This window comes from Kitasatospora sp. NPDC053308 (genome assembly GCF_055585785.1).
Genome location: NZ_JBVJJY010000001.1, coordinates 304,984 through 312,159, shown reverse-complemented (window position 1 = coordinate 312,159; position 7,176 = coordinate 304,984). Strand labels below are relative to the sequence as shown.

Genomic DNA, 7,176 nt, shown 5'->3' with positions numbered 1-7,176 from the left:
TGTGTGCCCGCTAAGGGAGGGCGTTTGGGAGGGGGGGGGGGGGTTGTCTGGGTTTTTTGTTGCGTGGAGGGTGGGGGGGTGTTCCCCCCCCCCGGGGGCCCCCCGCCGCCGTCGTTCCGTCTCCACCCGCGCCGCTCGGCGGGCCGGTCCCGCCACGCCCCCTCAGAACGGTCGCAGCGCCGGCTCCTTGCGCCCACCGCCGAGCAGCCGCTCCAGCGCCCCCTCCACGTCCCCGCGCCAGGAGAGCGTGGTCCGCGCCTCCAGCCGCAGCCGCGGGTAGCGGTGGTGCGGCCGGACGGTCTTGAAGCCGACCGCCAGCAGGTGGTCGGCCGGCAGCACGCAGCTGGTGGGCAGCCGTCCGACCGAACCGAAGGCCTCGATCGCCCGCACCCCGCGCCCGATCAGGTCCTTGACCACCGTCTGCACCAGCACCCGGCCGAGCCCTTGGCGCTGGTAGCCCGGAAGGACCCGGCTGACCATCAGTTGAACGGCATCCGGTGAGACCGGACTGGTCGGGAAGGACTGCGCGCGGGGGACGTAGGCGGGCGGCGCGTACAGCACGAAGCCCGCGGGCAGGTCGTCCACGTAGACGATCCGACCGCAGGAGCCCCACTCCAGCAGCACCGTGGAGATCCACCCCTCCTTCTCCAGCTCCGGCTTCCCGGACTCCACCGCCTGCTTGGCACTGACCGGGTCGAGCTCCCAGAACACGCAGGAGCGACAACCGGTCGGCAGGTCCCCGAGGTTGTCCAGCGTCAGCGGAGCGATCCGGCGCCCCATGCCCGTACCTCCTCCTCCACTCCACGGTCGAGCTTTCCCCCACGAACACCGATGGGTGCATGTTTCACGTGAAACAGCGCTCACGTGAAGCATGCACCCATCGGGTCGGTGCCCTGAGGCGGGCCCTCGGACCGGTTCAGCCCTGCGACAGCCGCAGTCCGTCCTCGCCGGGGGCCATGCTGTCCAGGATCCGGTTGAGGTCCTCCACCGAACCGAACTCCAGCACCACCTTGCCCTTGCCCAACTTGCCGCCGCGCTGCGAGACCTCGACCTTGACCCGGGTGTCGAAGCGGTCCGACAACCGGCTCGCCAGGTCGCTGAAGGCCGGGGAGAGCAGCCGGCCCGCCTTCGGGGCCGGGCGCTTCGGCTTGTCCGCCTCCTCCTCGGCGGCCGAGTTGATCATCGCGACGATCTCCTCGACGTTGCGCACGCTCAGGCCCTCGGCGTTGATCCGGGCCGCCACCTGCTCCTGGCGCTCGGGGTCCGCCAGGCCCAGCAGCGCCCGGGCGTGCCCGGCCATCACGGTGCCGGCCGCCACCTTGGCCTGGACGGGCGCCGGCAGCTTCAGCAACCGCAGGGTGTTGGAGACGTGCGAGCGCGAGCGCCCGACCCGGTCGGCCAGCTGGTCGTGGGTGCAGGAGAAGTCCCGCAGCAGCTGGTCGTAGGCGGCCGCCTCCTCCAGCGGGTTGAGCTCGGCGCGCTGGAGGTTCTCCAGCAGGGCGTCCAGCAGCAGCTTGTCGTCCTCGGTGGCGCGGACGATCGCGGGGATCCGCTCCAGCCCGGCCTCCCGGGAGGCGCGCAGCCGGCGCTCCCCCATGATCAGTTCGAAGCGGTCGGGCGCGACCTCGCGCACCACGATCGGCTGGAGCAGGCCGACCTCCTTGATGGAGTCCACCAGCTCCGCCATCTTGTCCGGGTCGAAGTAGTCGCGCGGCTGCCGCGGGTTGGGCTTGATCACGTCGACCGGCAACTCGGCGAAGAAGGCTCCCTGGACCGGCCGCGGCAGGCTCCGCCGGTTCTCCGTCGACGCCCTGGCCGCCGTCACCGCCGTCGTGCCCTCGGCCGATGCCGGGGTACGGATCAGCGCGTCAAGCCCCCGTCCCAGCGCCCTGCGACCACTCACCGATTGCCCTCCGTCGTACCGAACTGTGCCACCGCGGCGTGCTGCCCCGGAGTGTTGCCGTCCCGCTGCTGACCCGGCACCGAGACGCCGGCGGTGCCCACCGCACGCAGCGCGAGCTCGCGGGCGGCCTCCAGGTAGGAGAGCGCACCGGTCGAGCCCGGGTCGTAGGTCAGCACCGTCTGACCATAGCTGGGCGCTTCGGAGACGCGCACCGAGCGCGGGATCGCGGTGTGCAGCACCTCCTGCTGGAAGTGGGTCCGGACCTCCTCGGCCACCTGGGCGGCCAGCCTGGTCCGGGCGTCGTACATGGTGAGCAGGATGGTCGACACGTGCAGCGCCGGGTTGAGGTGGGCGCGCACCAGCTCGACGTTGCGCAGCAGCTGGCCGAGGCCCTCCAGCGCGTAGTACTCGCACTGGATCGGGATCAGCACCTCCTGGCCGGCGACCAGGGCGTTGACCGTCAGCAGCCCCAGCGAGGGCGGACAGTCGATCAGGATGTAGTCCAGCGGCTGCTCGTAGGCGGCGATGGCACGCTGCAGCCGGCTCTCCCGGGCCACCAGGGAGACCAGCTCGATCTCGGCGCCTGCCAGGTCGATGGTGGCGGGGACGCAGAACAGCCCCTCGACGTCGCGCACCGGCTGCACCACGTCGGCCAGGGGCTTGCCCTCCACCAGGACGTCGTAGATGGACGGCACGTCGGCGTGGTGGTCGATGCCCAGTGCCGTGGAGGCGTTGCCCTGCGGATCGAGGTCGACGACCAGGACGCGCAGCCCGTGCATGGCCAGGGAGGCGGCCATGTTCACGGTGGTGGTGGTCTTGCCCACCCCGCCCTTCTGGTTGGCGACCACGATCACCCGGGTGGCGGCGGGCCGGGGCAACCCCTCGCCCGCTCGGCCGATCGCCTGAACCGCAGCCTGGGCAGCCCGCGCGATGGGCGTGTCATCGATCTGGTCGATGGTCTCCGAGTCCTGCATGGGGCTCAGTGTTTCACGTGAAACCGGAGCGGCAACAGTCGCCGCCCGGAAGATGCCGAGCCCGCGGCGGAGCCGCTGATCGAAAGTGTCCGAGAGCAAGGAGCGACGTTTCACGTGAAACACCATGCCCGCTATGCCAGAAATCTGACGTTGCGACACTCCGGTACCCCGGCGTCGGCCCGTGCGTCACCTGAACGACGACGGGCGGACGCTCCTCCCCTCCTGGAGGACCGTCCGCCCGTCTCCGTCCGTGTCCGGGTCTCCCGGTTCAGCGGGTGCGGCGCCGCCCGCCGCGGCCGCGCTCGCCGTTCCGGGCGCTCGCGTTGCGACCAGCCCGAGCCGCCTTGGCCCGCCGGGTCGCGGCCTTCACACCGCCGGGGCTCTCCCCCGCCTTGACCTGGACCACCCGGGTCGAGGTCTCCAGGGTGCCCTCGCCGACCGAGATCACGCTCCACTCGACCGCGCCCAGCTTGGACAGCCCGGCGCGCGAGTCGGCCAGCTCCTGCTCCGCGCTGTCGCCCTTGAGCGCCAGCATCTGGCCGTGCGGTCGCAGCAGCGGCATGCCCCAGCCGGCCAGCCGCTCCAGCGGCGCCACCGCCCGGGCGGTCACCACGTCCACCGCGAGCTTGCCGACCATCTCCTCGGCGCGGCCCCGCAGCACCGTGACGTTCTCCAGCCCCAGCTCCCGGACGACCTCCTCCAGGAAGGTGGTCCGCCGCAGCAGGGGCTCCAGCAGCGTCACCGAGACGTCCGGACGGGCCAGCGCCACCGGGATGCCGGGCAGGCCGGCGCCGGAGCCGACGTCGCAGAGGGAGGTGCCGGCCGGCAGCAGCTCGGCCAGCACGGCGCAGTTGAGGACGTGGCGGTCCCAGAGCCGGGGCACCTCACGCGGTCCGATCAGCCCGCGCTGGACGCCCGCGGAGGCGAGCAGCTCGGTGTACCGGACCGCGGCGTCGAAGTGGTCGCCGAAGACCTCCCGGGCGACGGCCGGCGCCGCGCCCGGCGTGACCACCTCGCCCGGCGCGACCACCTCGGCGGTCCGCCCCTCGGCGGCCGGGTCCACGTCCGCCCCCGGCCGGCCGGCAGCCGCGTTCTCCGTGTCCATCTCGACCTCTCCGATCCCCGGATCCACCGACCCGCTCAACGCACTGTTTCACGTGAAACGTCTCCCGCCGGGCCGCTCCCCGCGGAAGGGACGACGACCCCGCCCGCACGAGGCGGACGGGGTCGCGTCCGGTGAAGCTCTCCGGCCACCAGCGGCAGCCGGTCATCGACCTGCCGGCACTCAGGCCGGCAGCACGACCACGCACCGCTGGGGCTCTTCGCCCTCGGACTCGCTGCGCAGACCGGCCGCGGCGACCGCGTCGTGGACGACCTTGCGCTCGAAGGGCGTCATCGGCCGCAGCTTGACCTGCTCGCCGGTGCTCTTCGCCTGCTCGGCGGCCTTGGCGCCGAGGGTGGCCAGCTCGGAGCGCTTGCGGGCCCGGAAGCCGGCAATGTCCAGCATGAGGCGGCTGCGCTCGCCGGTCTCCCGGTGGACAGCCAACCGGGTCAGCTCCTGCAGGGCCTCCAGCACCTCGCCGTCCTGGCCCACCAGGCGCTGCAGCGCCCGGTCGTTGCCGTCGCTGACGATGGAGACCAGGGCGCGGTCGCCCTCGACGTCCATGTCGATGTCACCGTCGAGGTCCGCGATGTCGAGCAGACCCTCCAGGTAGTCGGCCGCGATGTCGCCCTCCTGCTCCAGGCGGGAGATGAGGTTCTCGTCGGCGCTGGCGGCGGCCTCGGCCTCGACGGCGGAGGTGGTGCCTTCCGTCACTGATGGACTCCTTCGGAGATGGGCCCGTCTGCCGGGCCTGGAACGAAGCTCTTCGCGGCTGTCACGACCGGCCCGCGGCCGGTCAGGACTTCCTCTTCGGTCGCTGGCCGCCACCGCGCTTCGGCTGCTGCCGGGTGCCCTGCTTGGTGCCGGCCGGCTTGGCCGCGGGCTGCTTGGCGGCCGTCGGCTTGGCGGGCGTCGGCTTGCTCCCCGAGTCGGCCGGGGCGGCCTGGTCGGCGGGCTGCCCGGCCACGCTGTCCTGGCCCTGCTCGGCCGGGTGCGGGGCGCCGCTCTGGCGCTGCGCCTTGGTCTGCCGGCGCGGCTGCTGGCGACGCGCCTGCACCGACTCCTCGACCACCGCGGACGCGGCCGACGCGGCGCTCAGGGCCTCCTTGGACGGCGGCAGGATGCCCCAGAGCGCGCCCTTGATCTCCGTGCCGTCCGGACGCAGTCGGCCGGCCTTCTTCAGCCGCGCCTGGCGCTCGGTGAAGGCCTTGCTGCCCGGGGTCGGGTTGTTGTGGATGACGATCAGCTGCTGGCCCATCGACCAGACGTTGGTGGTCAGCCAGTAGACCAGGACACCGACCGGGAAGTTGATGCCCATCACGGCGAACATCACCGGGAAGACGTACATCAGCATCTTCTGCTGCTGCATGAACGGCGTCTTCACCGTGAGGTCGACGTTCTTGGTCATCAGCTGGCGCTGGGTGATGAACTGCGACAGCGACATCAGGATGATCATCACGGCGGTGACGACCTTGACGCTGGTCTCGTCGCTGCCGAGGAAGGTCGCGGACAGCGGGGCACCGAAGATGTGCGCCTTGCCGGCGCTCACCAGCAGGTCGCCGTGGATGACGCCGATTGGCTTGCCCTTGGCGACCGAGGCGAGCACGCCGTACAGGGCGGTGAAGAACGGAGCCTGCACGAGGATGGGAAGGCAGCTGGAGAACGGGTTGGTACCCGCCTCCTTGTACAGCTTCATCATCTCTTCGGACTGGCGCTGCCGGTCGTTCTTGTAGCGCTCCTGGATGGCCTTCATCTTCGGCTGGATCGCCTGCATGGCCCGGGTCGCCTTGATCTGCTTCACGAAGAGCGGGATCAGGCAGATCCGGATGACGACCACCATCGAGGCGATGGCGAGACCCCAGGCCCAGCCCCCGTCCGGGTCGAAGATGTGGCTGTACAGCGAGTGGAACTGGACGATGATCCAGGACACCGCGGTGTAGAGGGGGCTGAGAAAACCGAAGGTCACCGGTCAGACTCCTTGGACAGGTGGATTGGCCGCACGGGGCCAATGGTCGCCGGGCCCTCTGGGTCCGGACCGGCGGGGTGGGTGGTCACCGGTTCTCCGGAGGCGGACCGGCTCTGCAGCCAGTCTCGCAACCGCCGGTGCCACACCGGATGCTTGCGCGGCGGGACGTGATCGACCCCGCCGGGCGTCCACGGATTGCACCGCAGGATGCGCCACGCGGTCAGCCCGCCGCCCTTGACCGCTCCGTGCACCTTCACGGCCTCGTAGCCGTAGTGCGAGCAGGAGGGGTAGTAACGGCAGACCGGACCGAGCAGTGGGCTGATCGTCCACTGGTAGACCCTGATCAGACCCATCAGCAGGTACTTCATCGCCCTGCTCCCGTCGGCGCCGTGGCGGCGGGCTCGGCCCTCAGCAACCGCTTCAGCGCCGCGTCCAGGTCGCGTTCGAGCTCCTGGTACGAGGCGGACGCGGCCTGGGGCAGCGCACGCACCACTATCAGGCTACCGGCGGGCAGCCTGGACAGACGATCACGAACGAGGTGGCGCAACCGGCGCTTGACCAGGTTGCGGACGACCGCCGGGCCGACGGCCTTGCTCACGACGAAACCCGCACGCGCCGAAGGAGTCCCCTCGGCGACGTGCGGGCGGGAGTCGCTGGTCCGGTCGGTCTGCCCCTGCGGGTCACCCTCTCTGCTGAGATGGACGACCAGAAGGGGCCGGCCGGCCCGGCGACCGCGTTTCACCGCGGTCGCGAAGTCCTGGCGCCGCCGCAGCCGATTCTCGGAGGGCAGCACAACAGACTCTGGCGCGGATCAGGCGGACAGGCTGGCGCGGCCCTTGCCACGGCGGGCGGCCAGGATGGCGCGGCCGGCGCGGGTACGCATACGCAGCCGGAAGCCGTGGGTCTTCGCGCGACGACGGTTGTTCGGCTGGAAGGTGCGCTTGCTCACTCGGGGGCTCCTGAGGTGAATCGTAGGATGACGGGGAGTCGCTTGGCCGTCACCGTGCGTCCGCGTGATCTCCCCTGATTTCGGAAATCCGGCCCATCGCCCCAGTTCGGCTGGGGTCTGAGGCAATCCACGGCGCCCGTGCTGCGCGCCTTATGGAGCGGGCGGACCCGCGGACATGCGGCAGCGGCCATCGACAACTCGACCTGGTTACGGTACGCGGGACGGGGCACGAGGGTCAAACCAGCCCCTTCGAACCCCGTTTACCCACAGCCTGTGGACAAC

Annotated in this window: 9 protein-coding genes; all 9 read right to left on the bottom strand. The window is 71.2% G+C overall.

The window, feature by feature from the left end:
• Positions 1-162 precede the first annotated feature (162 nt).
• Positions 163-780: a GNAT family N-acetyltransferase gene (locus tag ACZ6Y7_RS01455; RefSeq protein WP_465755834.1), complete on the bottom strand. Its 618-nt coding sequence runs from the start codon at positions 778-780 to the stop codon at positions 163-165.
• A 136-nt stretch (positions 781-916) separates the two neighbouring features.
• Complete coding sequence (locus ACZ6Y7_RS01450; protein ID WP_465755833.1) at positions 917-1,903, bottom strand: ParB/RepB/Spo0J family partition protein; 987 nt, start codon at positions 1,901-1,903, stop codon at positions 917-919.
• Entirely contained in the window at positions 1,900-2,850 is a 951-nt protein-coding gene (locus ACZ6Y7_RS01445; protein WP_465756457.1) for a ParA family protein, read from the bottom strand. Before ACZ6Y7_RS01445 ends, ACZ6Y7_RS01450 begins: the two co-directional genes overlap by 4 nt.
• 295 nt (positions 2,851-3,145) lie before the next feature.
• Positions 3,146-3,982, bottom strand: coding sequence for a 16S rRNA (guanine(527)-N(7))-methyltransferase RsmG (rsmG, locus tag ACZ6Y7_RS01440; protein WP_465755832.1), 837 nt, complete (start codon positions 3,980-3,982; stop codon positions 3,146-3,148).
• A 180-nt stretch (positions 3,983-4,162) separates the two neighbouring features.
• Positions 4,163-4,693: a Jag family protein gene (locus ACZ6Y7_RS01435; RefSeq protein ID WP_465755831.1), complete on the bottom strand. Its 531-nt coding sequence runs from the start codon at positions 4,691-4,693 to the stop codon at positions 4,163-4,165.
• A gap of 82 nt (positions 4,694-4,775) precedes the next feature.
• The gene (yidC, locus tag ACZ6Y7_RS01430) at positions 4,776-5,945 is read right to left on the bottom strand and encodes a membrane protein insertase YidC (protein WP_465755830.1); all 1,170 of its coding nucleotides are present in this window, start codon (positions 5,943-5,945) and stop codon (positions 4,776-4,778) included.
• Positions 5,942-6,313, bottom strand: coding sequence for a membrane protein insertion efficiency factor YidD (gene yidD, locus ACZ6Y7_RS01425; RefSeq protein WP_465755829.1), 372 nt, complete (start codon positions 6,311-6,313; stop codon positions 5,942-5,944). Before yidD ends, yidC begins: the two co-directional genes overlap by 4 nt.
• Positions 6,310-6,738, bottom strand: coding sequence for a ribonuclease P protein component (rnpA, locus tag ACZ6Y7_RS01420; RefSeq protein ID WP_402223786.1), 429 nt, complete (start codon positions 6,736-6,738; stop codon positions 6,310-6,312). Before rnpA ends, yidD begins: the two co-directional genes overlap by 4 nt.
• Before the next feature lie 18 nt (positions 6,739-6,756).
• Positions 6,757-6,894: a 50S ribosomal protein L34 gene (gene rpmH / locus ACZ6Y7_RS01415; protein WP_030059672.1), complete on the bottom strand. Its 138-nt coding sequence runs from the start codon at positions 6,892-6,894 to the stop codon at positions 6,757-6,759.
• Positions 6,895-7,176: the final 282 nt, after the last annotated feature.